30 protein-coding genes are annotated in these 25,411 nt (G+C 60.0%); 15 read left to right on the top strand and 15 right to left on the bottom strand.

What is annotated here, in order from left to right; all coding sequences use genetic code 11:
* Positions 1–80 precede the first annotated feature (80 nt).
* The 5 genes from ACWHVV_RS07355 (at position 81) to ACWHVV_RS07375 (ending at position 3,357) form a co-directional block, all read left to right on the top strand.
* A complete protein-coding gene (locus ACWHVV_RS07355; protein ID WP_447928751.1) occupies positions 81–926 on the top strand; it encodes an EamA family transporter in 846 nt (281 codons plus the stop codon).
* Between the two features lie 79 nt (positions 927–1,005).
* The gene (locus ACWHVV_RS07360) at positions 1,006–1,614 is read left to right on the top strand and encodes a DNA-3-methyladenine glycosylase I (protein ID WP_447928752.1); all 609 of its coding nucleotides are present in this window, start codon (positions 1,006–1,008) and stop codon (positions 1,612–1,614) included.
* 343 nt (positions 1,615–1,957) lie between these two features.
* A complete protein-coding gene (fos, locus tag ACWHVV_RS07365) occupies positions 1,958–2,356 on the top strand; it encodes a fosfomycin resistance glutathione transferase (RefSeq protein ID WP_447928753.1) in 399 nt (132 codons plus the stop codon).
* Positions 2,357–2,438: 82 nt separating this feature from the next.
* Entirely contained in the window at positions 2,439–2,861 is a 423-nt protein-coding gene (locus ACWHVV_RS07370) for a tetratricopeptide repeat protein (protein ID WP_447895761.1), read from the top strand.
* 10 nt (positions 2,862–2,871) lie between these two features.
* The gene (locus ACWHVV_RS07375; protein WP_447928754.1) at positions 2,872–3,357 is read left to right on the top strand and encodes a DUF1456 family protein; all 486 of its coding nucleotides are present in this window, start codon (positions 2,872–2,874) and stop codon (positions 3,355–3,357) included.
* Between the two features lie 85 nt (positions 3,358–3,442).
* Here ACWHVV_RS07375 and ACWHVV_RS07380 read toward each other — a convergent pair whose 3' ends face one another.
* Positions 3,443–4,894, bottom strand: coding sequence for a hypothetical protein (locus tag ACWHVV_RS07380; RefSeq protein WP_447928755.1), 1,452 nt, complete (start codon positions 4,892–4,894; stop codon positions 3,443–3,445).
* A gap of 290 nt (positions 4,895–5,184) precedes the next feature.
* On the opposite strand from ACWHVV_RS07380, the gene ACWHVV_RS07385 reads away from it, so the two are divergent.
* Positions 5,185–5,586, top strand: a complete 402-nt coding sequence (locus tag ACWHVV_RS07385) for a DUF4019 domain-containing protein (RefSeq protein ID WP_447928756.1) — start codon at positions 5,185–5,187, stop codon at positions 5,584–5,586.
* 129 nt (positions 5,587–5,715) lie between these two features.
* On the opposite strand, the gene ACWHVV_RS07390 is transcribed toward ACWHVV_RS07385, so the two are convergent.
* From ACWHVV_RS07390 to ACWHVV_RS07400, 3 genes are all read right to left on the bottom strand, one after another.
* A complete protein-coding gene (locus ACWHVV_RS07390) occupies positions 5,716–6,459 on the bottom strand; it encodes a class I SAM-dependent DNA methyltransferase (protein ID WP_447928757.1) in 744 nt (247 codons plus the stop codon).
* A gap of 95 nt (positions 6,460–6,554) precedes the next feature.
* On the bottom strand, positions 6,555–7,016 hold the full coding sequence (locus ACWHVV_RS07395) for a carboxymuconolactone decarboxylase family protein (protein ID WP_447928758.1): 462 nt from the start codon (positions 7,014–7,016) through the stop codon (positions 6,555–6,557).
* Between the two features lie 52 nt (positions 7,017–7,068).
* Positions 7,069–7,869 (bottom strand): helix-turn-helix domain-containing protein, encoded by an 801-nt coding sequence (locus tag ACWHVV_RS07400; RefSeq protein WP_447928759.1) that lies wholly within the window; start codon positions 7,867–7,869, stop codon positions 7,069–7,071.
* A gap of 177 nt (positions 7,870–8,046) precedes the next feature.
* On the opposite strand from ACWHVV_RS07400, the gene ACWHVV_RS07405 reads away from it, so the two are divergent.
* Positions 8,047–8,469 (top strand): MAPEG family protein, encoded by a 423-nt coding sequence (locus tag ACWHVV_RS07405; protein WP_447928760.1) that lies wholly within the window; start codon positions 8,047–8,049, stop codon positions 8,467–8,469.
* On the opposite strand, the gene ACWHVV_RS07410 is transcribed toward ACWHVV_RS07405, so the two are convergent.
* On the bottom strand, positions 8,445–9,476 hold the full coding sequence (locus tag ACWHVV_RS07410; RefSeq protein ID WP_447928761.1) for a GlxA family transcriptional regulator: 1,032 nt from the start codon (positions 9,474–9,476) through the stop codon (positions 8,445–8,447). The genes ACWHVV_RS07405 and ACWHVV_RS07410 overlap by 25 nt on opposite strands.
* Positions 9,466–10,035: an isochorismatase family protein gene (locus ACWHVV_RS07415; protein ID WP_447928762.1), complete on the bottom strand. Its 570-nt coding sequence runs from the start codon at positions 10,033–10,035 to the stop codon at positions 9,466–9,468. The genes ACWHVV_RS07410 and ACWHVV_RS07415 overlap by 11 nt, the downstream gene beginning before the upstream one ends.
* Positions 10,036–10,229: 194 nt before the next feature.
* On the opposite strand from ACWHVV_RS07415, the gene ACWHVV_RS07420 reads away from it, so the two are divergent.
* Positions 10,230–10,547, top strand: a complete 318-nt coding sequence (locus ACWHVV_RS07420; RefSeq protein ID WP_447928763.1) for an antibiotic biosynthesis monooxygenase family protein — start codon at positions 10,230–10,232, stop codon at positions 10,545–10,547.
* A 42-nt stretch (positions 10,548–10,589) separates the two neighbouring features.
* On the opposite strand, the gene ACWHVV_RS07425 is transcribed toward ACWHVV_RS07420, so the two are convergent.
* Together ACWHVV_RS07425 and ACWHVV_RS07430 are read right to left on the bottom strand one after the other, a co-directional pair.
* Positions 10,590–11,192 carry a YqaA family protein gene (locus ACWHVV_RS07425; RefSeq protein ID WP_447928764.1) on the bottom strand — a complete coding sequence of 201 codons (603 nt, stop codon included), beginning with the start codon at positions 11,190–11,192 and terminating at the stop codon, positions 10,590–10,592.
* A gap of 3 nt (positions 11,193–11,195) precedes the next feature.
* Positions 11,196–12,017 (bottom strand): DUF1206 domain-containing protein, encoded by an 822-nt coding sequence (locus tag ACWHVV_RS07430; protein ID WP_447928765.1) that lies wholly within the window; start codon positions 12,015–12,017, stop codon positions 11,196–11,198.
* A gap of 157 nt (positions 12,018–12,174) precedes the next feature.
* On the opposite strand from ACWHVV_RS07430, the gene ACWHVV_RS07435 reads away from it, so the two are divergent.
* Positions 12,175–13,029 carry a helix-turn-helix domain-containing protein gene (locus ACWHVV_RS07435; protein ID WP_447928766.1) on the top strand — a complete coding sequence of 285 codons (855 nt, stop codon included), beginning with the start codon at positions 12,175–12,177 and terminating at the stop codon, positions 13,027–13,029.
* On the opposite strand, the gene ACWHVV_RS07440 is transcribed toward ACWHVV_RS07435, so the two are convergent.
* Positions 12,994–13,587 (bottom strand): LysE family translocator, encoded by a 594-nt coding sequence (locus ACWHVV_RS07440; protein ID WP_447928767.1) that lies wholly within the window; start codon positions 13,585–13,587, stop codon positions 12,994–12,996. The two genes, ACWHVV_RS07435 and ACWHVV_RS07440, sit on opposite strands and share 36 nt — an antisense overlap.
* A gap of 150 nt (positions 13,588–13,737) precedes the next feature.
* On the opposite strand from ACWHVV_RS07440, the gene ACWHVV_RS07445 reads away from it, so the two are divergent.
* Both ACWHVV_RS07445 and ACWHVV_RS07450 read left to right on the top strand, forming a co-directional pair.
* Positions 13,738–14,601: a methylated-DNA--[protein]-cysteine S-methyltransferase gene (locus tag ACWHVV_RS07445; RefSeq protein WP_447929126.1), complete on the top strand. Its 864-nt coding sequence runs from the start codon at positions 13,738–13,740 to the stop codon at positions 14,599–14,601.
* Between the two features lie 3 nt (positions 14,602–14,604).
* Positions 14,605–15,132 carry an O-acetyl-ADP-ribose deacetylase gene (locus ACWHVV_RS07450; RefSeq protein ID WP_447928768.1) on the top strand — a complete coding sequence of 176 codons (528 nt, stop codon included), beginning with the start codon at positions 14,605–14,607 and terminating at the stop codon, positions 15,130–15,132.
* Between the two features lie 13 nt (positions 15,133–15,145).
* Here the strand turns inward: ACWHVV_RS07450 and ACWHVV_RS07455 are convergent, their stop codons facing one another.
* Positions 15,146–16,066, bottom strand: a complete 921-nt coding sequence (locus ACWHVV_RS07455) for a glutaminase (protein WP_447928769.1) — start codon at positions 16,064–16,066, stop codon at positions 15,146–15,148.
* 163 nt (positions 16,067–16,229) lie between these two features.
* Between ACWHVV_RS07455 and ACWHVV_RS07460 the strand changes: the two genes are divergently transcribed.
* Complete coding sequence (locus ACWHVV_RS07460; RefSeq protein WP_447928770.1) at positions 16,230–17,702, top strand: cobyric acid synthase; 1,473 nt, start codon at positions 16,230–16,232, stop codon at positions 17,700–17,702.
* A gap of 22 nt (positions 17,703–17,724) precedes the next feature.
* On the opposite strand, the gene ACWHVV_RS07465 is transcribed toward ACWHVV_RS07460, so the two are convergent.
* Complete coding sequence (locus ACWHVV_RS07465; protein ID WP_447895774.1) at positions 17,725–18,162, bottom strand: RidA family protein; 438 nt, start codon at positions 18,160–18,162, stop codon at positions 17,725–17,727.
* A gap of 177 nt (positions 18,163–18,339) precedes the next feature.
* Here ACWHVV_RS07465 and ACWHVV_RS07470 point away from each other — a divergent pair, with 177 nt between their 5' ends.
* Positions 18,340–18,900: a hypothetical protein gene (locus ACWHVV_RS07470; protein WP_447928771.1), complete on the top strand. Its 561-nt coding sequence runs from the start codon at positions 18,340–18,342 to the stop codon at positions 18,898–18,900.
* A gap of 29 nt (positions 18,901–18,929) precedes the next feature.
* Here ACWHVV_RS07470 and ACWHVV_RS07475 read toward each other — a convergent pair whose 3' ends face one another.
* Positions 18,930–20,108, bottom strand: a complete 1,179-nt coding sequence (locus tag ACWHVV_RS07475; protein WP_447928772.1) for a vWA domain-containing protein — start codon at positions 20,106–20,108, stop codon at positions 18,930–18,932.
* Between the two features lie 3 nt (positions 20,109–20,111).
* Positions 20,112–20,966 (bottom strand): AAA family ATPase, encoded by an 855-nt coding sequence (locus ACWHVV_RS07480; protein WP_447928773.1) that lies wholly within the window; start codon positions 20,964–20,966, stop codon positions 20,112–20,114.
* 571 nt (positions 20,967–21,537) lie between these two features.
* Here ACWHVV_RS07480 and ACWHVV_RS07485 point away from each other — a divergent pair.
* Both ACWHVV_RS07485 and ACWHVV_RS07490 read left to right on the top strand, forming a co-directional pair.
* On the top strand, positions 21,538–22,152 hold the full coding sequence (locus ACWHVV_RS07485) for an OmpW/AlkL family protein (protein ID WP_447528490.1): 615 nt from the start codon (positions 21,538–21,540) through the stop codon (positions 22,150–22,152).
* A 110-nt stretch (positions 22,153–22,262) separates the two neighbouring features.
* The gene (locus tag ACWHVV_RS07490) at positions 22,263–23,069 is read left to right on the top strand and encodes a TatD family hydrolase (RefSeq protein WP_447928774.1); all 807 of its coding nucleotides are present in this window, start codon (positions 22,263–22,265) and stop codon (positions 23,067–23,069) included.
* A gap of 72 nt (positions 23,070–23,141) precedes the next feature.
* On the opposite strand, the gene pepQ is transcribed toward ACWHVV_RS07490, so the two are convergent.
* A complete protein-coding gene (gene pepQ / locus ACWHVV_RS07495) occupies positions 23,142–24,440 on the bottom strand; it encodes a Xaa-Pro dipeptidase (protein WP_447928775.1) in 1,299 nt (432 codons plus the stop codon).
* A 10-nt stretch (positions 24,441–24,450) separates the two neighbouring features.
* A complete protein-coding gene (locus tag ACWHVV_RS07500) occupies positions 24,451–25,362 on the bottom strand; it encodes a LysR family transcriptional regulator (RefSeq protein ID WP_447928776.1) in 912 nt (303 codons plus the stop codon).
* Positions 25,363–25,411 lie beyond the last annotated feature (49 nt).

Raw genomic sequence — 25,411 nt, forward strand, 5'->3', positions numbered from 1 at the left:
AAGGCGTCATAGTCCGGTACGATGCTGCGAGATTTGCCGATCAATGCGCGGCACTTTAATGATGCGCCAAAGGGAAAATCATGAGCCTGGAAATAACAATAATCGTATTGCTGGCGGCCTTCTTCAACGCCAGTTGGAACGCCATCGTCAAGGTCAGCGGCGACCGAATCGCCGTCATGGCGGTCATCACGCTGCTGGGAAGTTTAATATCGCTGTTGGCGCTGCCGTTCGTGGCGCTGCCAGACTCCGCCAGTTGGCCGCTTCTGGCCACTGCTATCTTGCTGCATACCGCGTATCACTTCAGTTTGCCCTTGGCGTATCAGTATGGCGATTTCGGGCAGGTTTACCCCATTGCCCGCGGTTCGGCCCCGCTGCTGGTCACATTAGGCGCCGCCATTTTTGCCGCGGAGGTGCTTAGTTTCATTCCCTTGTTGGGGGTCGTCTGTTTGGCGGTGGGGGTCATTGCGCTGGCTTTCGAGAAAGCCACTGGCATTACGCAAAACCCGCGCGCAATATTCTTGGCGCTGGGAACGGGGGCGTTCATTGCCTCCTACACGCTAGTGGGCGGGCTGGGCGCGCGGCAGGCCGGCTCAATAATGGGGTTTGCCGTTTGCCTTACCATCGGTAACGGCGTGCTGACCTTTTTGATTGCTTCCCTCTGGAAACTCAACGCCATCAAACGGGTAGTGCGGGAGAACCTGCTGCCCGCCACCGTGGGCGGCGGCCTGCAGGTGGGGGCGTATTGGATCGTTATCTGGGCCATGGCTTACGCCCCGCTGGGAATGGTCTCGGCCTTGCGTGAGACCAGCGTGTTGTTCGCCGCGCTGATCTCGACCTTTATTTTGAAGGAGGGCTTTGGTGTCTGGCGGTTCGTGTCGTCCTCGTTGATTACGCTTGGCGTGGTGTTGACCCGCTACAAGCCCTGAGCGCCTGGTGGGCGTCACACACTGGCAAGCTGCCTTTGTTAAACTACTCGTCCGCTTGGGTTTACCGGACATCATACTCATGAACACGACAACGCAAGGCCCGGATGGAAAGCGTCGCTGCGGGTGGTGCGCTACGGCGCCGGAGTTCGATGCCTATCACGACCACGAGTGGGGCTTTCCGGTCGCGGGTGACCAGCGCCTGTTCGAGAAAATAAGCCTCGAGGCGTTTCAGGCCGGGCTTAGCTGGCGCACCATTTTGGTCAAGCGCGAGAATTTTCGCGCCGCCTTTGCCGGGTTCGATTTTTACCAGGTGGCGGCTTTCGATGAGGGCGATGTCGAGCACCTGCTCGAGGACGCCGGCATCGTTCGCCATCGCGGCAAGATCGAGGCTGTGATCAACAATGCCCGGCGCGCCAGCGAGTTGGTCGAAGAGGAAGGGTCGCTGGCGGCGTACTTCTGGCGCTTCGAGCCTCGGGAGGAGGACGTGGCCGCGCCGCAAAGCGTCTCCTCCTCACCGACGTCCATCGCACTCTCGAAAGATCTGAAGAAACGCGGCTGGAAGTTCGTCGGCCCTACCACGGTGTTCGCTTTCATGCAGGCCATGGGCCTAATTAACGATCACGCAGAAGCGTGCTTTCTGCGCCCGCGCATCAATGAGGCGCGCCGGGCGTTTACCCGGCCTGCCTGATGCGTTACGACCCCGTTATTCGCTGGCGTAGTAGCGCTAATGCCGGAGCTTCAGCATCAGAATGCACTGCAGCTTTTCCAAGTTCTTGACCAACTTAACGGTTTCGTAAAGAGAACAGCTTGCTTTGAAAAACTCTGTACCAAAGAGCATTTTAGTAAGCACAAGAGCCAATAACAATGCTCAAAAACTGTATAGAAGCGCGCTGGGCGCTGAAGGGGTGGCGACCATTTCGAATCTTTATTCGGCTGATGAAGTTTTGATGGTGGCTCGAGATATAGACTGACTACGAATGAATAAAGCTATATCAAGGATCGTTTGAGTCGAATATATAAGGAACAGAACAATGATCACGGGTCTAAACCATATCACTCTGGCTGTCAGCGACCTCGAGCGCTCGCTCCACTTTTATACCCATGTGCTGGGGCTCGCCGGTCACGTGAAGTGGGACAATGGCGCTTACCTTTCGGCAGGGGATCTATGGCTGTGTCTTTCTTGCGATACCCCTTGTGCGAAAGAGGACTACACCCATATCGCGTTCGATATCGAAAAGGTCGATTTCGAGGCCTTTTGCACCCGGCTCGAGGCGCTGAATGTACGTCAATGGAAAGAGAACACCAGCGAAGGAGCGTCTATCTATATACTGGACCCGGACGGACACAAACTGGAAATTCACGCGGGTGGTTTGGCAAGCCGGTTGGCATCGCTTAATTCGAAACCTTACAGCGGGCTCGTTTGGCTTTAAACTGGCCGCGTAAAGGTGTAGCGTCACGCGCAAACACGCCGGCGGCAGGTTCCGATTTTTATTCAAGAGACGTTTTGACGTAATGATTAACACCAAAATCTACAAGGCCGTGTATGAGCTGGCCGAGAAGCTGATGAAAGCGGCGCACAAGGACGACCGCGAAAGCTTCGATGTGCTGTACGCCGAGCTCGAAGCTATCTGTATCGATAACGAATACACCGAGAAAGACCACCCGGAGCAATGGGAAACGCTGGCCGACTTTAGCGAAGAGCTGGACGAGGCGCTGGTGCTTTACCAAAAAGCACTGGATAAAGCCGTCGCCATACCCTCCCAGGATCATATCGCTTCGATCGGTTTCTCGATGGCAACGCTTCAGGTAGAGCGGGACGACATCGACGACGCCATTAAAAGCCTGCGCCAAGCCAAAGCCGGCGCAGCCAACATTCAAGATGATGAACTGAAAGCCGAGATCGACGCGCTGCTGACCTCGCTCACTACTCGTTAGGACCCCCACGTTGACCAATAACGATATTTTACGCCGCATCCGTTACACCTTCGATTTGAAAGACACCGCCATCGTGGCCATTTTCAAGCTGGCCGATGTGGACGTTGCTTTAGAGCAGGTAACGGCCTGGTTGAAAAAGGACGACGACGAGGCCTTTGAGACGATGAAGGACAAGGATCTGGCGGCGTTTTTGAACGGCTTTATCAGCTATAAGCGCGGCAAGCGTGAAGGCCCGGCGCCCAAGCCGGAAGCCAAGCTCAATAACAACAAGGTATTCCAGAAGCTGCGTATCGCCTTGAACATGCAGGCCGACGATATTATCGCGGTGTTCGAGCGCGAGGGCCTGCCATTAAGCCACCATGAGCTGAGTGCGTTTTTCCGTAAGCCCGGCCACAAGAATTACCGGGAGTGCAAGGATCAAATGCTGCGTAATTTTCTGATGGGCCTGCAGAACCAGTACCGCCCGGCGCAGGAAAACGGCGCTGCGAAGGCGTGAACCCACCGCCCTTGCGCCGCGTTTAAACGAAGCGTTTTAAACTAAAAAGGCCCTCTCGGGGCCTTTTTGCTACGCGGGGCGCGGCTTAGAACTCGAAACCGAAGTTGGTGAGAAACGCCGTATTCCAGCCGTTGTCGACCGGCGAGCCGAAGTAATCCAACCCGTTTTTGTTGCTCACGATATCGAACCAGGCAAAGAAGGGGCCGGCGGTCATTTGTACCCCCAGGTCGTTGACCATGGGGTTTTGTTGATCGCCGAAGCCACCATTGATGGCGCTGTAGTCGCCGGAGGGGTCGATGACGCTGAAGTCATTGAAGAAGAACAGGTTGTCGACCGGGCCCCAATCCACTTCCAGGTTGTAGCCCACGCTTGCCGAGTAGATCTCACCCTTGGCGGGAATCAGGTAGTTGAAGTTGAAGGCGCCGATTTGCAGGGCGTTATCGGAAATACCCGATTCACTTTCCGCCGGGTTCTTGGCGTTGTACTCGTAGGTCGTGGCCTGAGCGAGCGTGCGCCAGTTGCCGTAGCTTCCGTCTACGCCCAGGGCGGCGGACCAGTTATCGCCGCTGCGCTCGGTGTTGCGGTTATAAAGCTGGCCGCCCTTGGCGGACACGTTCACCTGTGTAGCGTAGTCGGTGTCGTAACCAAAGGTATAGCCTACTCGCGCGGCGACCTGGTTCTCTTCGCTGTTACCCTGGGCGCTGTCGCCCACGGCGTTGGCGCCGTAGTGCTCGTTGTCGTTACTCAAGCTGTCGCTTTTGAAAAAGGCCAGCGACGTATCCCAGGCCCCGGCAGAGCGGTCCCACTTGATACCGGCGTTCTGGTTATCGTTGAAGCCTGCCAGGTACCCCAGGTTGCCATAGTAGCCCAGGTAGCCGTAATCCATGTTGCCGAACGGCGTTTGCACCAGACCCAGTTGAATGGAATCTTCCTCGGTGGGGTTATAGCCGACCCAGCCGTGCTGCAGAAAGTGGTAGTCGTCGTAGAAGCGGTAGGCCAGGGAATAATCGATATTGCCGGTTTCGCCTTCTACGGTGAAAACGAGCTTGCCGAAGTCGAGATCGCCAACGGTATCCTTGCTCTGGTCGTCCCAGTCGTTCGCGCTGCCGCTGAACTCTACCAGTCCGCCGAATTCGACCTGCTGCATCTCTTCGAGTGTGCTTTGGTTTTCCTGGGCCAGTTCCTGTCCGTCCCGGGAGGAGGAGCCTTCGGCGCCCGTGTCACCGGATGAGCTTTGCTCCGTATAGCCCTGGCTCGAAGAGCCACGATCCGATGAGCCCTGGTTCGCGTTCTGACTCGTATAGTCCTGGTTGGAATCGCCTTGGGAGGTCGTGCCTGACTGAGCGGTGCTGGAGGCGGCGGTACCTTGCTGGCTTTCCAACCGTTCGAGGCGCTGCTGCATCTGGTTGAGCTGTGAGCGCAGCTCTTCGATGGTTTGCTGGTCACTGGTTTGCGCTGCCGCGCTCGAGATCATGGCTGCGGAAACGCTAAGCCCAAGTGCCAGCTTGTTGAACTGGCATACGCGTAGGTATGACATGAAGTTTTCCTTGCTAGTGTCGTTTTATATGCCTTTTTAATTATTAAAAGCCGGCTGGGTTAAATACCGCCCCGAAAAGAGATCGGTATGGAAGGCAGGGTGAGACGCGTGCCCAGCCATTACCCTAGTACAATCGCGCGCTAAAGCAACTGCCTACCGGTAAGCCTTGGGCCGGCAGGGGCTATAACCGGCACAGCCGGGCATTGGGGCGGCGTTAAAGTCGGAGGGCGATTGACCGATATAACGTATGGATAGCAAAGCAAACGTTTTTCAACCACTGCGAGCCCTACATGCCCACCACGCTGCGCGCCCTAGCGGCCGCCCTCGTTTTTTCCGTACTTCCCGCCAGCGCCCACGCGGACGCCGCTGAAACAGCGGTGATGGCTTGGCTTCAAAGTATCGATAACGGTGAGTTCGAAAAAGCCTGGGACAGCGCCTCACCGCTTTTACAGCGCCCGCTTTCGCCCAGCATGCTCGAGCGTACCATCGAGCTTGCCCGCCAGGACGTAGGCGAGATGAAGTCCCGCCGCCGCCTGCGCGTGATCAGCGAGACCTCGATGCCCGGCGCCCCGCGGGGGGACTACAAGATCTTTACCTTCCAGACCAACTTCGCCAACCGGCTGCTCACCGAAACCGTTACCCCGCATTTCGAAGACGGCGCCTGGCGCGTCAGCGGCTACTATGTTCAATAGGGACCGGGTTCAATAGAGACCAGGTTCAATAGAGACCAGGTTCAATAAATACCGGGTTCAATAGAAACCGGATCAATAGCGGCAGCGACCAGGTTTCATCGCGCCGTTTGGCCCATCTGATTTCGTCGGTCAGGCTTTAATACAGACGAATATCGCGTTGCCCGAGGTGGTGTTCCAGGGCGTAATGGCCGCGTAGTCGTGCTCGAAAACCTGCACGGTGAAGTAGGGTGTCAGCAGCGCCGTGAGTTCGGCGAAACTGACGGCGACCATGGCGTGTTCATCGTCCCAGCGCTCAACGCCGCTTCCCCGACTTTTTTCGATACTTAGCTTGAGTGACTGCTTTTCGCCGCTGCCCGGGTAGTGCCAGCCCGAACGAAACGCAAACTCGTCATCCCCCTTGCGCACCTTGTGTCTGACCAGAAGCGCATTGTCGATCTTTTCCCTGTCCACGGCGTTGAAACAAAACATGCCGCCGCTTTCAAGCGCGCGGTAGGCGCTTTGGATACACGCCTTGAGCCGCGCGATACCGTCGCTGTAGTGAATAGAGTAGAGAAAGCAGGTGATCAGGTCCTGGGGTTCGCTAACGCTGAAATTCCCCATGTCCTGGCAGCTGAACTGCGCCTCGGGGCAGCGGGCGGCGGCCAGTGCCAGCATGGGTGGGTTGATATCCAGGCCGCTGCTTGCAAAGCCTGCATCCAGAAAGTGGCGCACGTGCGGGCCGGTGCCGCAGGCCAGGTCCAGATGCCGGCGGCCGCCGTTACCCAGCACATGGTGAAGGCGCTGCACGCCGCGGCTCTGCTCCGGGTAGTCGATGTCCTCGCACATCAAATCGTAATAGTGAGAAAGGTCGGTATAAAGTGCGTTGACGGACATGGCAGGGCGGCGCTCGTAAGGGGGTGGCGCATGGTAAACGAGCGCTCTGAATTTTAGAAGCGATGCCGTGGCTCCTTCAAAAGGCCAAGGGCAGTTTACAAAGAGGCCGTCATGTCAGGAACGAACTGCATACTAATGGCCACCCGGTTCCAGCTATTCATTGCAAGAATGACGGCGGTCAGCTCCATCAGGTCGCGCTCACCAAACGCATCCAGCGCTTGCTGATAGGTGGCGTCATCCACCCGCTGTCGATTGACCAGCGTCAAAGCTTCAGCCCATGCCAGAGCGGCGCGCTCCTGGACATTGAAGCAGGGCGCTTCGCGCCAGCCAGGCAGAACGTCGAGACGCCCTTGATGCTCGCCACTCTCGCGTGCTTGTTCGGCATGCTTATGTTGGCAAAAACAGCACTGGTTTAGCTGGGAAACGCGTAGCTCGACCAGGTGCACGATCATGGGTGTCACTGCACTATCCGAGCTTGTATTGGCCAGTGCGGCCAGGTGTTTGGGGATACGCGGATTGAGCGTGTAAACCGCTTGCTGGGAGAGGCGTGTCTTCATGGTGCAGGCCTGTGTCGTTTAAGAAAGGCCTTAATTTAAAGCGGCGGGCCGGCTACGCCTTGTAACTTTGCGACAATTTGCGCTGGCGGTACACGCTTGGGGTTTCCAGGGCGAATTTTTTAAAGGCGTGGGTAAAATGGGCCTGATCATGGAAGCCACAGCCAAGCGCTATATCGGCCAGTGGCCTCCTGGTTTCGATCAATGCGTGACGCGCGCGGTGAAGGCGGGCGAAGTTAACCAACTGGCTGGGAGAAGCCCCCACTTCGCGTTTGAGTTTGCGCTCCAGCGTGCGCCGGGTGAAACCCAAGTGGGCACCTAACTGGTCAGGCAAAAGCTTTGACGTACTGAGCGTATCGACGAGCAGAGGCAGGCGACTTTGTATGTCCGACGCGCCATTCAAAAGCCCCAATAACCAGCTTTCCAGCAGGTTCATACCTGCTGGGCTATCTAGTGGGTAAAGCGAATCGATGATGGGCATTAGGCTCGCCAACCACGCCGGTTGGCTGGCGCTTTCAAGCCGATGATAAAAATCGACATGGGCGTCAGCAGCCAATCCCATCAGGCAGTACATACCTGCGGGTTTGAAGCGCACTCCCATACGCGCAGTGGACGCGTCCAGCGTTTCCACCAGGGTATGTTTGTTGAAACAGAGCGTAATGACGGGTTGGGCCTTATCAAGGTGAATGGTAAGGCTTGCCCCACCATCGGGATAAAGTTTCTCGATACGGGAAGGTCCCGCGTCGCCCCCGCCCAGTGACCACAAACACTGCACCCAGCGCCTTAGCCGGTAATGGGGTGGGCGCTGCTGAAAATTTAGCGGCAACGCGCTGTCTGGCAGAATAATCGCATCCATATCCTCTACCTGCATCAGAACAACCGATTGCCTCTTACGCTTTATCAAACCTCGCGTACGTCAAAAACGTAACGCCCCAGGACGAATCCCGCAATTTATCGGTGTCATTTTGTGTGTCGGCTATGCTTAGCCGGGTGAGTCATGAAAGCCACAACGCCACCGAGAAAAGGAGCGATCATGGAAGAGCCCGTTTACTGGTACGCCGTTGCCACGGTACTGCTGTTCGTGAAAATGTGGGCGACGGGTCTCTACCAGGGATTTCATCGCATCACCAAAATGACCTTTAAAACGCCGGAAGATGCGCGCATGGCGGGCAAGGAGCCTGCCCAGGAGGAGCTGCCCCAGGTACAGCAGGCGAGCAAAGCCTGGTCGAACGACCTTGAAAACATCCCCATTTTCCTGGGGCTGGGCGTGGCCTACGTGATGGTGGGGGCGGCGCCTGGGCTTGCCGTGTGGCTGTTCATGATTTTTACTGCTGCGCGCTACTGCCACACGCTTTGTTACCTGGCCGCGCTTCAGCCCTGGCGCACCATCGCCTATGGAGTGGGTATGCTGTGCATGGTGGTGATGTGTGTTCAGATCGTACTCGCGCTGCCCTGATCGAAATCGGCCATACCCGGTTGAACGCGGCGCCATACGCTGGGTGGGTGCTTTTCCTCTTGGGACCAGCGTCGGCGCAGCTGGCGCTCGTCGCCAAAGCCCGTCTCTTCGGCAATGCGAGCGAGACTCCATTGGGTTTCGATCATTAGCGCCCTGGCCCGTTGCAGGCGCAGGCCGCTAATGTAGTCGCCTACCTGCAGGCCGGTGAGATGTTTGAACTGGCGCCGGAAGTGGCGCTCGCTCATGGCCGCTTGTGCGGCCAGCGCTTCGCTGCGCCAGGGGTGGGCGGGTGCCGCGCAAATGGCGTCTTGTACCCGGTGAATCCGCTCGTCCACGTGGTTGCGCCCCTCGAGCCAGGCACCCAACTGGGGTTCCTGGCCGCTGCGGCGAAGATACAGCACCATCTCCCGAGCCACCGCCAGTGCCAGCCCATGGCCCCCTACGCGGGTGAGCCAGTGCAGCATGGTGTCGATCCCCGTGGAAATGCCTGCGCTGGTCAGGTAGCGGCCATCTTCGCTAAAAATGCAGTCGCCCTGAACGCGGGCCCGGGGCGCTTTGGCGCGCAGCTGCTCGAGTAGCGTGTGGTGGGTGGTGCAGCGCCGCCCATCGAGCAGCCCGGCATCCGCCAATAGCAGTGTCCCGGAGCACACCGTCATCAGCGTATCCGCGCAGGGCGCGTTGGCCGTTAGCCAGCCGATGCACGCCCGCTGGGCCTCAACGTCAAGGTGGCGGCGGTACTGGCCTGGAATCAGCAGCAGGTGCTGGTGGGGGAGTTCATCCGGTAGCGGCGCTATGCCGGAAAGCGTTAGCGGCCCCAGCCACTCAAGGGCGGCGCTGGGGCCGATATAGCTAACGTCGATGTCCAGCCCCAAGCGGCTGGCGCACTGCAATACCTGAAGCGGGCCCACCAGATCCAGCGGCACCTGTCCTGGCATCATCAATACCGCCACCCGCAGGGTGTTGCCCCTTGGGGTGGGCGGCTGGCTTGGCTGGGGGCTATTGGTCACGCGCGTCTCGCCACTCGTCGATCAAATCCTGGGTGTCGATAATACGCGCAAAGCGGTCTTCCAGCACGAGCTCCGTGCGCGCCTTGATATCCTCGGCGGGCCAGGTGACGCCCTGGCGCGTCATGGGAAACGTAAGCGTGGCATCGCTTACAAAATCGACCTCGAAGCCGAGATCCGAGGCCACGCGTGCGGTGGTTTCGCAGCACTGTTCGCTGCGGATGCCGCTGATGGCCAAGCGTGCAATAGACCGTTCGCGTAGCCAGCGCTCGAGCCCCGTATCGCTGAACGCGTTATGTACGCGCTTGTGAAACGTGGCGGCAGCGGCGTCATCGAACCCTTCAAGCGGACAAATCAAGCCGTTTACGGGGTCGAACGGGCCTTGGCTTGCCGGAGCTTCGTGAAAAATTCGCACCATGGGTAGGCCGTGTTGTTGGGCGGCGTCGAGCAGGGCGCGCTGGTGGGGCCGCCAGGTGTCGGCAAGGGCCTCGACCCAGTACGCCTTGGCGGGAAAAGAGGCCTGAACGTCGATCATCAGCAGGGCGGTCGTCGGGTGTGTCATGGTGAGCCTCGTGGGTCATGGAGGCTATAGCGTAAGGGGAGGGCGCAAGGCCCGCGACACATCCGCGGCCACGAAGCGGACAGATTCGGACATTGTGGAATGGACGCTAAAAAAGTCGTTTTCGGGTCGACAACGCTTGGCAAGGACTTAGGATAAAAGGCTCGAATTTAGCCAACCTGCCCGAGTGAGCGACCATGACCGCCATTGCTACAACCCCCAAGCCCCCGTATTACGCCGTGGTATTTACCTCGATACGCACGGATAACGAACAAGGTTACGCCGAGATGGCCGCGCGAATGGTGGAGCTTGCCGCCGAGCAGCCGGGGTTTTTGGGCGTGGAGTCGGCGCGGGAGGAGGTCGGGGTGACGGTGTCTTACTGGGCGGACATCGAGTCGATCAAGGCGTGGAAAGCCCACGCCGAGCATCAGGAGGCGCAGCGATTGGGCCATGCAAAGTGGTATGCGCAGTTTAAAACGCGCATCGCCAAAGTGGAGCGGGACTACGCGGGGTGATCGGTTAGCCCGGCGGGCGCGAGGATGAAACCGCCGGGTTTTTTACAGTAGGCGACTCGCCAGCGTCTGCATCAGCAGCCCCACCGCCAGCAACAAAACGCCGGCCACGATGCTGGTTTTTACCGCGTGGCGCTGCCACATGCGCTCTACTTCATGGCCAAAGCGGTAAACGAGCCAGGCGATGCCGTAGTAACGAAAGCCCCGGGCCAAAACCGCCGCCAGCCCGAAAAGCAGAATAGGGTAGCCGGAAAGCCCGGCGGTGATCATGGCCACCTGAAAGGGGACCGGCAGAATGCCGATGGCCAGAATCGCCGCGAACCCGTACTGGCCAAAAAACGTCTGAAACGCCTGGTAGCTTTGCTCGACCCCCATGAAGCCGATCAGCCAGGTACCCACGGACTGAAACAGCAGCATGCCCACCCCGTAACCCACCAGCGAGCCGAGCAGGCAGCCAAACGTCACCACGGTTGCCATGGCCCAAATGCGCGCCCGGTTGGACGCCATCAGCGGAATGATGATGAGCTCCAGCGGCACCGGTAAAATGATCGTCTCGAGAAACGAGAGCGTGCCCAGCAGCCAAAGCATGTACCGGGAGTGATTGAGACGCTCGAGCCACTGCTTTTGACCCGCCGAGAGAAGCTTCATGGCCTACATCGCCGGGTCGATGCGGCGGTAGAGCGATGCCAGTACGCTGTAGGCCCCGAAGGCAAAAAGCCCGAGCGCGACAAACGCCAAAAGCCACTGCCCGTACGCCTGGGTGCGTAGCGTGCTGAATACTTCCTCGGTGCCGCCCGCCTCGCTTGGGTTGACGTTATAGGCCGCAATCAGAAAAAAACTGCCCACGATGATAAAAACGACGCCGCGAGTCACCAACCCGAAACGACATACCGGGTAGGCCCACTGTTGGGTGGCGGTGGACATGCTGAAGTGCTTGTCGAACTTGGCCTTGTAGCCTTTCAAGGCGTGAGCGATACCGGCGCCGATAATGGCAAGGCCCACCGCGCCGACGATCCAGCGGCCCAGCGGCTGCTGAAATAGCCAGATCACCGCGTCTTGCGAGCCGCCGGAATCGCCGGAGGACGAGGCGCCCAGGCGAAAAATCAGGCTGGCCGCGTAAAAGGCCAGCAATGTATGGGTAACGGCGCTGACCAAAAGCCCCGCGCGAATCGCGATACCCTTGGTGGCGGTGCCGTGGCGGTCGGCGTCCTTGAGGGCCTGTATGGAGCGCCACATGGCGTAGCCGAGCAGGCCAAGGGCGATGATGGCCAGCAGGACTTTACCAAAAGGCGCGCTCAGCACGCTTTCCAGTGCCCCTCGGCTCCCTTCGGTTTGCCCGCCCTGGCCGAACGCGGCCATGGCAGCGAGACCCCCGACCAGCAAGTACACGACACCCCGCGAGGCGTAGCCCATACGGGCGTATAACTGGATCGCGTCTTTATGGTCGGGCGTGTTGGGAGATGATGGGGTCACGTAGTCCTCCTGACGAAAGGGTATGGCTCAACCGTCCAGTATGAGCCAACGCCAAAATAGGCGCTTGAAACGGTACTGTGTAAAGTAGGCGATGATACGCAAAAGACCTAGCGTCTGCGGAGTTTATTAACGTTCAAGCTGTGAGGAAAACCTGGTGGTGAACGCATCGACGGCGCCGGTGTTCTGGCGCGACCCACGCATGCCCTATGTAGAGCTGCGCTGTATTGGCGATGCACGACAAGTCGCCTACGCCCTACATAGCCACGATCACTGGTCGTTGGGTGCGGTGACCCGCGGCAACAGCCATTTTCAGTACCGGGCATCTCGCTACGCGATTGGCGCCGGTGATCTGGTGTTGATGAACCCGCACTGGGTGCATGCCTGCAACCCCATGGTCGAGAAACCCTGGTCGTACCTGATGCTCTACGTCGATACGCAGTGGGTCACCGAGTTGCGCTATCAAGCAGGGCTCTTGGCCACGCCGCAGTGGCAGGATATCGCAGCCCCGACGATTTCCAATGCAGCGCTTTATCAGCGTTACCGACATATGACCGCGTGTTTATTGGATGAGCGGGTGAGTGTTGCCGACAAGCAGCGCGCATTGTTCACTTGCCTGCTGACGGTGTTTCATCATCTGAAGGAACCTCCCACTCAAGCGAGTTTGAAAGCGCCGTCGGCCCTTCGATCGCTGGCTGGCTACCTGGATGAAAATGCTCAGAAGGCGCTCTCGCTTGCGCACCTGTGCGACTATTCCGGCTTGAGCGATGGACACTTGATTCGGGCATTTAAAAAGCATTTTGATATGACGCCCCACGCCTACGTGATCAACCGGCGCATTCAGTTGGGTCAGCAAAAGCTCAAGGAGGGCCGCTCTATCGCCGAGACAGCGCTGGCCCTGGGCTTTAACGACCAGCCGCATTTTCAACGAACCTTCAAGCGGCTGGTGGCGGCCACGCCGCACCAGTATCGAAAGGTCTCAGTCGAGCAGGATAAAAACGCAGCTAATCGCTAGTAGCAGGGCCAGCAAGCGGTTGAGCGAGGCCAGTATCCAGGGTGTTTGAACGTAGCGCTTCAAGAAAGCCCCGGCGGCTACCCAGCAGGCCAGGGATAGCCAGCAAACGGGCAGATAGATCGCTGCGAAGAGCAAAATCTGATGGAGCTCGCCCCCGCTGGTGTAGGCACTAATGCCGGAAGCGGAAGCCAGCCAAGCCTTGGGGTTGAGCCACTGCATGGCGGCGCCGGTCATAAATCCCGGCGCTTTGGTCGGGGTCCTGGCCGGTAGCCGGCCGTTATCGAGTGCGAGTTTAACGCTCAGGTAAAGCAAAAACGCCACCCCGGCATAGCGCAGAAGCGCGGCAAGCGGTGGCCAGGATGTAAGCAGCGAATAGAGCCCCGCGCCGATACCCAAAAAGAGCGCGATAAAACCAAGCGTTGCCCCGGTGACAAAGACCAGCCCCTTGGCGGGCGGGTAGTGTGTGCCGCTACTCAAACAGACCAGGTTGACCGGCCCTGGGGAAATGGACGCGGCCAGGGCAAATGCCGACATCGGCAGCAGCAGTGATACGCTCATCGTGGCTCTCTTCGGGTTTGTGAAAGGCAGGGTTCAGTGTGCCCGTCGAGTGCTATCGCGTATTGCAAAAAATTGATGCCCTGCGCGCAGGATTCGGGTCGCCGCCCTGGGCTTGCACGCTTAAGCTTGAAAAAAACCGAGGACGAGGCGATGGACGACTACGCGCGTATCGAAAAGGCGATGGCCTACATGGTGGATAACGTTATCCGCCAACCAGACCTGGCCACGGTGGCCGGGCACGTGCATTTAAGCCCCAGCCACTTTCAGCGGCTTTTTACTCGTTATGCCGGGGTATCGCCCAAGCGCTTTTTACAGGCACTGACCCTCGAGCGTGCCAAGCGCATCATGACCGCCACCGAACCGCTTTTGGACGCCGCCCACGCGGTCGGCTTGAGCGGCGGCTCGCGCCTTTATGATCACTTCGTCACCCTCGAGGCCGTCACCCCTGGCGAATACAAGCGCCAGGGCGAAGGGCTCACCATCGAGTACGGCGTGCACCCAAGCCCGTTTGGCGAGGTGCTGGTGGCCATTACCCGGCGGGGAATCTGCCGCATGGGCTTTACCGGCGCGGTCAGCGCAAACGAGCAATTGGCAACGCTACGTGCCCAGTGGCCCGGCAGTGCGCTGGTCGAATCCGCGGAGGCCACCCGGTACGCCGTAGAGGGGCTTTTTGATTGCCGCCGCCCAGGCGAGGCCGGGCTTGCGCTACACGTGGCGGGCACTAACTTTCAAATTGCGGTATGGCGGGCGCTGCTCGCGATCCCCGAGGGGCGGCTGGCAAGCTACGGGCAGCTTGCCCTGGCGCTTGGCAAGCCCGGTGCCTCGCGGGCGGTGGGCAGCGCCGTCGGGGCTAACCCGGTGGCGCTTTGGATACCCTGCCACCGGGTCATTCAGCAAAGCGGGGCGCTGGGCGGTTACCGCTGGGGCGTGGCGCGAAAACAGATGGTGCAGGCCTGGGAGAGCAGCCAGTCGCATCTTGAAGCGCGCGAACAGGGCCTGGCGCTGATAGAGTGACCCATGAACCAACACAAGGAGCGCACCATGGAGATCAAGGCACTGCAGGCGGATATCACGACCCTCGAGGTGGATGCGATCGTCAACGCCGCGAATCAGTCGCTTCTGGGCGGCGGCGGCGTGGACGGCGCCATTCATCGCGCCGCCGGGCGCGAACTGGTCGAGGCGTGTCGTAAGCTCAACGGCTGCGCCACCGGCGATGCCAAGCTGACCGAGGGGTTCAACCTGCCGGCGCGCTATGTGATCCACGCGGTAGGCCCGGTGTGGCACGGCGGCGAGCGTGGCGAAGCGGACAAACTCGCCGGCTGTTACCGGCGCGCGCTCGAACTGGCCGAGTCCGTCGATGCGCGCTCCATCGCCTTTCCCAGCATCAGCACCGGCGTTTATCGCTTCCCCATCGAGCAGGCCGCCGGGGTCGCCGTCGCCACGGTGAAAGAAGCGCTGAAAGCGGGCTCTTCGGTCGAGTCGGTCACGTTTTGCTGCTTCTCTGCGGATGATCTGGCGGTGTACGAGGCCGCGCTAGGGGGTTGAGCGCCTTGCCCGGTCAGTGCCCGAAGACCGACCACTCGGTACGCTGAACGAATAGCTCCAGCGCCCGGGTGCCGAGCAGGCTGTTGCCGAACTCATCGAGGCCCGGCGACCACACCGCCAGGGCGCCGCGGCCCGGGGCGATGGCGAGAATGCCGCCGCCCACGCCGCTTTTACCCGGCAAGCCCACGCGGAACGCGAACTCGCCGGAGGCGTCGTAGTGGCCGCACATCATCATCAGCGAGTTGATACGCCGTGCCCGCTGGGGCGACACCACGCGAATATTGCGTGGCCGGTTGACGCCGTCGGAGGCGAGGAAAAGCCCTGCCCGGGCGAGCTGCTCGCAGCTCATGGCGATGGCGCACTGGTGGAAATAGGTGCCCAGCACCTTGTCGACGTCATGGCGCAGCCGCCCAAAGGCTTTCATGAAGTGGGCAAGTGACGCATTGCGATCCTTGTGCGCCATCTCCGAGGCGGCGACCTGGTGATCGAAGAAGATGCTGGCGTCGTCGGCAAGATAGCGCACGAAGTTGAGGATCTCGGCCAGCGACACCTTGGGTTCGTGGCCCATCATGATGGCATCGACCACCGCAATCGCCCCGGCGTTGATGAACGGGTTGCGCGGCTTGCCGCCTTCGTGTTCGAGCTGAACGATGGAGTTGAACGGGTCACCCGACGGCTCGCGGCCCACGTTGACCCACAGGCCGTCGCCGAGCTTGCCAAGCGCCATGGTCAGCGTGAAAAGCTTGGAAATACTTTGAATCGAGAAGGGGGTCGAGGCGCTTCCTGCCGAGAATGTTTCGCCCTCCACGGTGGCCAGGCTGATGCCGAACTGATGCGGGTCCACGCCGGCAAGCTGGGGAATGTAGTCGGCGACCTGGCCTCGCTCGGTCTCGAGGGCAAGTTGTTCGGCAATGTCGTTTAAAAGCGATTGCATAAAGCGGCGGTCGTTTGTCGTGAAAGGCTGGCAACCCTAGCGGAAAAAGCGGCCCTTGTCCTTCGATCTTGCGCTTTGATGGCTTTGATGGCCTTGCCGGTTTTGGGCGTTGCGCCGCCTGGCGTCCGGCGCTAGAGTTCGCCTTTTTGTTTGAGGCGCCGCGATGGCCACGTTGATGATTCAAGGGACCACTTCGGATGCGGGTAAAAGCACCGTCGTGGCCGGGCTTTGCCGTGTGCTGAAGCGCCGCGGCTTTTCCGTGGCGCCGTTCAAACCCCAAAATATGGCGCTCAATAGCGCGGTCACGGTCGACGGTGGCGAGATTGGCCGCTCCACGGCGCTTCAGGCCCAGGCCGCGGGGGTGGCGCCCCATAGCGACATGAACCCGGTACTTTTAAAGCCCGAGAGCGAGCGCGGCGCCCAGGTGATTCTGCGTGGCCAGGTTCACGGCCATATGCAGGCGCTGGATTACCACGCCTTCAAGCAGGTGGCCATGCAGAGCGTGATGGCCGCCTGGCAGGATTTGAGCGCCCGCTTCGATGTCATCATCGCCGAAGGCGCGGGCAGCCCGGCCGAGATCAACCTGCGTCAAGGCGATATCGCCAACATGGGGTTTGCCGAAGCCGCCGATTGCCCGGTGCTGCTGGTGGGGGATATCGACCGCGGCGGGGTTTTCGCCCAGCTGGTGGGCACCCTCGAGCTTTTGAGCGAGAGCGAACGCGCCCGCACCCAGGGGTTCATCGTCAACCGTTTTCGCGGCGATATCGCGCTTTTGAACCCCGGGCTTGCGTGGCTCGAGGCGCGCACGGCAAAGCCGGTATTGGGGACGCTGCCGTTCGTGCCCGGGCTGCTGCTGGACGCCGAGGACAGCATCGGGAAGGTCAACGCCGAGAAGCACGCCCAAACGCTCAATATCGTGGTGCCGCGCTTGCCACGTATCAGTAACCATACCGATTTCGACGCCCTGCGCCTGCACCCCCAGGTCTCGCTTGCGTTTATTGGCGAAGGTCAGCCGATCCCGCCGGCGGATGTCATTCTTCTGCCTGGCAGTAAAAGCACGTTAAGTGATCTGGCTTGGCTTAAACGCCACGGCTGGGCGCAGGCGATTGCGCGTCATTTGCGCTACGGCGGACGGGTGCTGGGTATCTGCGGCGGTTTTCAAATGCTCGGCCAGTGGGTCGAGGACCCGGAGGGGCTGGAGGGCGAAGCGGGGCGAGCAAAGGGACTTGGCCTGCTCGAACTCACCACACGCATGGTCAAGGGCAAGCAGCTTCGCAATGTAGCAGGTGTCATGATGGCGGAAGGGGTACGTGTGACGGGTTACGAGATCCACAACGGGGTCAGCAGCGGTGCGGCACTCGACCAGCCGCTGTTCGATTTGGGAACCCACCGAGACGGCGCGGTAAGCGACGATGGCCAGGTGCTCGGTACCTACCTGCACGGCGTGTTCGATAGTGGCGACACCTGCCGGGCGCTGCTCGAGCGCCTTGGGCTCAGTGAACCGGTCGTCGTCGATTACCGGGCCCACCGCGAGCGCGAACTGGAGCGCCTGGCGGACACTCTAGAAGCCCATTTGGATATCGAGCGCATCACCGCGCTACTCGGCGTCAGGCCCCCAGCCACGGGCAGTGACTGAGGGCGTTTCTGACCAAGAGGTGTTACTCGGTGCCGGTGTCCGCGTCGGGCTGGGTCGGCGCAGCGTCGCTTGCGGGGCGCTGGCGGCTCGCCATCAGGGTGATTTCGACGTTGCTGCCGCCGCAAAGGCGGCTGGCCTCGGTGCAGGTGCGCGCCGGGTAGCGGCCGGCTTCGAAAAATTCGGCGTAAACGCTGTTCATTTTCTGAATCTCGCCCAAATCCGTGAGGTGGATATCGACGCGGACCACGTCGCCCCAGTCGAGCTCTTCCTGGCGCAGCATCCGCTCTAGCTCGCGCATGACGCGGTGGGTCTCCTTGCTCACATCCCCCAGTACCGGCTCTTCCTCGGCGATGTCGGCGATGGTCAAACCGGAAATGAACACGTAGTGGTCGTCGACGACCATGTGGCTACCGGGAAAATCGGGCTTTGGCAGGGTCGGGTCGTTAATGAACTGTGGCATGGGCTCTCCTTGGCGGCCTGGATGAATCTTTGACGTTTCATGTATCACGTCATGGGACCAGCCTGGCACATTAGGGTTCAATCCGCTTAACCCGCTGGCACCCTACGCCTTAATGCTCTAGGCTTGCGGGCTTTGATGCCCGCGGGCCCTTTAAAACAGGTGCAACGAGAGAGCTTAATGAAGGTCGTTCAGATTAAAGACCCTAACGTGCGCAGCGCGTGCCTGGCAACGTTGTGCGCCAAGGTGTATGGGCAAAGTGCGGGGCTGACGCCGCTGGTGGTATTTACCGGCACCCAGAACGTGCTGTTCGAGCAGGAAGCGGCGCGGCTGGTGGGCGGTGTCGGCGCTGATGGCGAGCTATTGGCGCTGGCGCTTTTGGTATTGGATGAGAAAGGCGAGGGCATGACGCTAAGCCTTGCCTGGGAGCAGGTCGAAGACGCGAAGGCGCGACTGATCAGCGAGTTGAGCTTGAACGTGCCGCTCAAGGTAGTCGCCGATGACCCGGGCCAGGTGCCTTTCTATCAGGGGTGTGGCATCAAACGCTGGTTCGAGGGGGAAAACGGCGAGCAAATTGGCCTTAATGCCCGCCATCCGGCCGAAAGTCTCGAGGCGGTACCGCCGACCTTGACGCTGGATCACGCGCTCATTCTGCGCCGCTTCAAGCACGACCCCAAGGCCTTTGAACGTGCCAAGCAGGCCTTTCTGGAAGGGCTCGAGAACGTGCCCAAAACGCTTTGACGCCGTCTACCCATTGATGGCGACCCAGGTTAGCGTGCCAGTTCGCGCATGGCCTGCTCCAGCCCTTCGACGGTCATCGGGTACATGCGCCCCTCGGTGATTTCTTGAACCAGCTGGGTGGAGTAGGTGTACTGCCAGGCGCGCGGCGGCGCAGGGTTTAGCCAAACGAGCTTGGGGAAATGCGCGGTCAAACGCTCGAGCCACACCCCGCCTGGCTCTTCGTTGAAGTGCTCGACGCTGCCGCCGGGGTGGGTGATCTCATAAGGCGACATGGCCGCATCGCCCACCACGACCACCTGGTAGTCCGCCCCATAGGTGCGCAAAAGCTCTTCGGTGGGCAGGCGCTCGCTCGCCCGGCGGGCGTTGTTCTTCCACACGCCTTCGTACACGCAGTTGTGGAAGTAGTAGTACTCCAGCTGCTTGAACTCCGAACGCGCCGCCGAAAAGAGCTCTTCGCAAACGCGGATGTGATCATCCATCGAACCACCCACGTCCAAAAACAGCAGCACTTTAACGCTATTGTGTCGCTCTGGTCGCATCTGCACGTTGAGCAGCCCCGCATCCCGGGCGGTTTCGCGAATAGTCCCGGTAATATCGAACTCCGAGCGCGCCCCCTGCCGGGCGAACTTGCGCAGCCGCCGGAGCGCCATTTTGATGTTACGGGTGCCAAGCGCCAGGCTGTCGTCGTAGTCGCGAAAGCGGCGCTCGTCCCACACCTTGGTGGCGCGACGGTGGCGCGAGCCGTCCTGACCGATGCGGATACCCTCGGGGTTGTAGCCGTTGGCGCCAAATGGGCTGGTACCGCCGGTACCGATCCACTTGTTGCCGCCGGCGTGGCGCTCTTTTTGCTCCTCGAGACGCTTTTTGAAGGTCTCGATCAGCGCCTCGAGTCCGCCCAGCGATTCTATTTTGGCTTTCTCTTCATCGCTTAGCTGACGCTCGAACTCGCGGCGCAGCCACTCGTCGGGTATCAGCGCCTCGACGCCGGCGTCCACATTCTCAAGACCCTCGAACCAGGCGGCGAAGGCGCGATCGAAGCGGTCGAAGTAGCGCTCGTCCTTGACCATGACCGTGCGCGCGGCGTGGTAAAAGGCATCGATATCGGCGAACACTACGCCGCGCTCGGCCACCGCGTGTAGATCCAGAAGCTCGCGAAGCGACACCGGCACACCGGCGCGCTTTAACGTTTCGAACAGGCCGATGAACATGGCTTAGCGCCCCGTGCCTTTTTGGCGGCGGAGCATGAAGGCCAGCCGCTCAAGAAGATGGGTGTCCTGCTCGTTTTTAACCAGCGCCCCGGCCATTGGCGGCAGCGCCTTGGCCGGGTCGCGGTTATAAAGCGCTTCCTGCGAGAGCTCGTCGCTCATTAAAAGTTTCAGCCAGTCGACCAACTCCGAGGTCGAGGGTTTTTTCTTGAGCCCCGGCGCATCGCGCAGCTCGAAAAAGACGTTGAGCGCCTCGGACACGAGCCTGGGGGCGATATCGGGGAAGTGCACATCGACGATAGCCTGGAGCGTGGCGCGGTCGGGGAAATCGATATAGTGGAAAAAGCAGCGGCGTAGAAAGGCGTCCGGCAGCTCCTTTTCATTGTTCGAGGTGATGATGATGATGGGGCGGTGCTCGGCGCGAATGGTCTCGCCGGTCTCGTAAACGTGGAACTCCATACGATCCAGCTCCTGGAGCAGGTCGTTGGGGAATTCGATATCCGCCTTGTCGATCTCGTCGATCAAAAGCACCACGCGCTCGTCGGCGCTAAACGCCTCCCAAAGCTTGCCCGGGCGAATGTAGTTGGCCACGTTCTCCACGCCCTCGATGCCCAGCTGAGAGTCGCGCAGGCGGCTGACCGCGTCATATTCGTAAAGCCCTTGGGCGGCCTTGGTGCTGGACTTGATATGCCAGGTGATCAGCTCGGTGGAGAGCGAGCGGGCCAGCTCCTCGGCCAGTAGTGTCTTGCCCGTGCCCGGTTCACCCTTGATCAGAAGCGGGCGTTGTAGCATGACCGCGGCGTTGACCGCCTGCTTGAGCGCGTCGGTTGCGATGTAAGAAGAGGTTGAATCGAACGCCATGGAGGCTCCTTTAAGAAAGTTCGTTCAAATGCGTTGAGGGCAGTTTACGTCAGCCACGAAGCGGCTACCACGGGTTAGCCGCCCGGAAAGCAGCAATGCTTTGTAAATTAAGCAGAAAGTAGCGCTTGGCTACGACTTTAGTGCTGCTTAATGAAGCGAAAAGCGCTTTTTTTGCGCGCTGTTGGTGCAATGCTGGACGCGCTAAGGCGGCTGGCTGAAAGTTTTATCAGGTTTGTTTTTTTAAATTCATGATTTTTATATATTTTATGAATATTGGCACGTACCTCGCAATATATTAGCCAAGAAGCAGCTGAACAGAGTCACCGCGTAAACGACTCTCCCTTTACTGCTACGCCGCCCGAGCCGGGCGGCACACTGAGTGAGCTGGCGTGCTCCACCTGGGCCCCCTTCGGGGGGCCTTTTTTTTGTGCTTAAAAAAGCAGTCGTCATGTAAAAATATTATAAATATGTTCTACGCTTTGTTTGGAAACAGTGTTCGATTGGTATATATTGTATAAGTAAGCCGGTCGAACCGGCGCCAATCCCTGGCAAAAGATAAAGGATGACTCCTATGAACAGCGTTAAAACGATTTCTGCCGCCGTGATTTCCGCCAGCGTCTTGATGGCGAGCCAAGCGGCTTTCGCAAGCCAGAACGAGGCGGGCGACATCTTCGTTCGCGGTGGTTTCGCGCAAACGGATACCGGTTCCAGTAACGGTAACGTGGCCGGTGACTCTCTGAACGTGCAAAGTGAAAACGGCTTCACCTTCGGTGCAGGCTACCTGTTCACGCCTAACGTCGGCCTCGAGCTCAACAGCTCCGAAAAATTCGAGCACACCTTGAACACTGGCTCGGCGGGTAATATCGGCTCGATCGATCGTCTACCGGTCAACCTGCTGGTCAACTACTACCCGCTGGGTGGTTTTGACTCTCCCGTACAGCCCTATGTTGGCGCGGGTCTTAACTACACGCGTTTCTCTGGCGAGCCCAGCGACGTTAGCGTCAAGCACAGCTACGGCGCCATCGGCCAGGCCGGTGTCGATCTGGCCGTCACCGACAACGTCATGCTCAACGGTTACGTAAGCTACTCCGATGTGGACTCCGACATCCGTGTCGGCGGCGAGACCGTTGGCGAAGTCGATATGAACCCCGTTACCGTTGGTGGCGGCGTTACCTACCGCTTCTAAGCCTTCGGGTGGACAACGCTAGATAAGCACCATGACGCTCGGCAAACGCCGGGCGTTTTTGTGTATGCCCGGTTTGCCACGACGCCGGTCACGGTTAAAGGAGTGCCGACATGCCCGCACAGTCTGTTAATACCCACTCAGTTGATACCCCCTTCGTTGATACCCACTGTCACTTCGATTTTCCCCCGTTTGTCGGCAACGAAACCCGGAGCCTGGCGTTGGCACGAGACGCCGGGGTGGAAAAGATCATTGCGGTAGGTGTCTCGGCGCAGCGCTTCGACGGCGTCATGGCGCTGGCCGAGCGTTTCGAGCCGGTGTATGCCGCGCTCGGCATTCACCCCATGGCGGTAAAGGAGGTGCAAGAGGGCGATCTCGATCAGCTCGAGGCGTGGCTTCAACAAAAGCCCGACAAGCTGGTGGCGATCGGAGAAATCGGCCTGGATCTTTTTATCGATGACCCCCAGTTCGAAAAACAGGAGGCGGTGCTGACGGCCCAACTGCGCCTGGCCCGCCAGTTCGATTTGCCCGTGATACTTCACTCCCGGCGCACCCACGACAAACTCGCGATGCATTTAAGGCGCCTCGAGCTTCCCAGAGCCGGCGTGGTGCACGGCTTTGCCGGCAGCGAGCAGCAGGCGCGAGCCTTTATCGAGACGGGGTACTTCATTGGGGTGGGCGGTACCATGACCTACGAGCGCGCCACCAAAACCCGCCGCACCCTGTCTCGCCTGCCGCTCTCTTCGCTTTTGCTGGAAACGGACTCGCCGGATATGCCCGTGCAAGGGTTCCAGGGCGAGCCCAACCGCCCCGAGCGTATTCGCCACATCTGGCAGAGCCTTTGTGAGATCCGCGACGAGTCGCCTTCAGACATTGCGGATACCATTCGCGACAATAGCCGCCGTCTGTTTCGTATCTGAACGCCGGCGCCTTTTTGCGGCCGCCGGAGCAGCGGGCCGGTGTTTAAAAGCGCCGCTTAAAGGCGCAACGCTTTAAAGCGTCAGGTTCTCGAAGCCCGATTCGGTGACCGCGACGTTATCCTCGATACGAATCCCGCCGCAGGGCAGCAGTGACGCTACCAGCGGCCAGTTGATGGCAACGTCCTGCGCCTTGAGCGGGTCCAGCAGCATGGGGATGAAGTAGAGCCCGGGCTCGATGGTTACGACCATGCCGGGTTTGAGCGTGCGCGTCAGGCGTAGCGCCGGGTGCTCCTTCGGGGCGGGCATCGGGGTGCCGTCGGCGGCTTTGAGCCCGCCGACATCGTGCACCTGCAGGCCCAGCGAATGCCCCAACCCGTGGGGACAGAACGCGCGCGTCACCCCCAGGCGCACGGCGCTTTCGGCGGTGTCCTTGTAAAGATCGAAGCTCACCAGAATATCCGCCAGGCGTTTGTGCATCTTTTCGTGCAGCGCCAGGTATTCGACTCCCGGCCCGATGCTTTTGACCAGTTCGTTTTTCAACCCGTGCATGGCGACCACCAGCGCGCCGAAGGTTTCCGGGGCATCCGGGCCGACGTGGGTGCGGGTGATATCCGCACAGTAACCCCGAAAGCGATGCCCGGCATCCACCAGCAGGCTATGGCGCAGTTGGGGCGGCGTTAAATCGTAGTGCTGGTAGTGGAGCACACCGGCGTGGTCGTTGAGGCCGATGATGTTTTGATAGGGCACCGCGGATTCGCGCTGACGGCTTGCGCCGAGATACGCCAACTGAATGTCGAGCTCGCTGCTGGCGCCGATGAATGCAGCCTTGGCGGCCTGGTGGCCGGCCAGGGCCAGCCGGTTGGCCTCGCGTAGGCAGGCAAGTTCGTAGTCGGTTTTATAAAGGCGGTTTTCGTCCAGCGCGTGGACTAGCGCCTCGGGCATCACCTGGCCTTCAAGCGCCTGGCGTTGGCCCTCGTCCAGGCGCTCGATGTCACCGATCACCGCGGCATTTTTGGAAAGCGTGGGAGTGGGGCGCTCGCGGCAAAGCGTGATGTCGAACGCCTCGACCCAGGGCTCTTCGGGAAGCGCGGTGGTCAGGTGCCAGAAGTCGCTCGGAGCAAAAAGAAGCAGTTTGGGCTTTTTGCCCGGCTCGATCACCACCCAGCTGTGCTGGGCATCGTTTAGCCCTACCCAGTGCATGAAGTGACCGTAAGCCTGGAAGGCGGGGGCGTGATCGTCGGCGAAGAAATTATCGGTGTGGCCGCTGTAAATCGCGACGCTATCGAAGGCAGTGCGTTGTAACAGGTCGGCGTAAGTGCGCTCGAGATGCGCCAAGTGTGCTTTTTGAAGTAACAAGAGTGTGTCAGACATAACGATCCTTTTAAACGCGTAGCGAGGGCAGCTCGCTCCAGAGCCTTTCGAGCTCGGCGTGGTGCTTTTTCTGATGACGATACAGGCGAAGCTCCATCGTTACATCCCACTGGGTGCTGCCGGCGCGCATCAGTGTGCCGCTTTCAAGCTCGGTGGCGACGTTGCGCTCGGGTAGCCAGGCCATGCCGTAACCCAGCAGCACCAGCTCCTTGATATTCGCGGCAAACAAGTTTTCGCTCTGGGCGGTCAAATAGCTGCTCTGAGAGAGCCGAGCCAGGTGCGCTTTCACCGCCGCGCCCAAAAGCCCGCGTTTGGGGTAGGCCAGCCAGCGCACGGGCTGTGCGGAGGTACCAGGCAGTTGGGCGGCGGGCTCGCCCGCCGGGTTCAGCGCGGTTACCGGAATCAGCCGCTCCTTGCCGATTACCCGGTAGATGCAACCGCTGGTGTCGATATCCAGATCGCAGCGCCCGGTGGGCCAGTAGCAGATCGCCAGATCGCACTCGGCCCGGGCCAGCGCCTGAAAGTAGTCGCCGGCCACCCAACCCGTCGCCCTTAGGTAGGGCTGAATGCGGTCCTGCCAGCCAATGTCGGAAAGCCATCGGGGCAGAAACTGGGGCAGCAGGCTTTGGGGGGTGGCCACCATGATCCGCCGCTGCTGACCGGCGCTGATTTCCTGAACCCGGTCGCGGGTCAGGCGCACTCGGTCGGTGATTTGCTCGCAGAGGGTCAAAAACTCCTCCCCGGCCGGTGTGAGTGACAGCGGCAGGGTTTGGCGGTTGATCAGCGTTGCGCCCATTTCCTCTTCGAGTAGCTTGATTCGTCGTGAAAAGGTGGGCTGGGTCACGTGCTGCTCGTCCGCCGCGCGGGAGAAGTGCCGGGTCCTGGCCAGGGCGATAAAATCTTCTAGCCAGCGAATTTCCATGCCTTACTCCGTGATGATGAAGGAGCGGCGCTAATCCGGTGGCTCGACA

Source organism: Vreelandella sp. EE27 (genome assembly GCF_968206495.1).